1 protein-coding gene is annotated in these 264 nt (G+C 62.5%); it reads right to left on the minus strand.

Annotation, left to right across the window (positions count from 1 at the left end; all coding sequences use genetic code 11):
* The coding region (locus NCS00_RS33440; protein WP_284508250.1) for a hypothetical protein at positions 1 to 264 on the minus strand (264 nt) is incomplete at both ends.

The following is a 264-nucleotide window of genomic DNA, read 5'->3' on the forward strand; positions in this document are numbered from 1 at the left end:
CTTTCCACAGGCCTCAGCACGGTGACCTCCGGCCTCGACTCGCTGTCGACCTCAACGTCGACAGGCTTGAGCACGGTGACATCGAGCGTCGCGTCGCTTTCCACCGGCCTCAGCACGGTAACCTCCGGCATCGCGTCTCTGTCGACGGGTATCGACACGCTGTCCGCATCCACCTCCACGGCTGTGACAACGCTGTCAACCGGCATCGTTACGCTTTCGACCTCGACTTCGACCGCAGTCGTCTCGTTGTCGACGGGAGTCCAT

Source organism: Caballeronia sp. AZ1_KS37 (genome assembly GCF_023631165.1).
Classification (GTDB): Bacteria; Pseudomonadota; Gammaproteobacteria; order Burkholderiales; family Burkholderiaceae; genus Caballeronia; species Caballeronia zhejiangensis.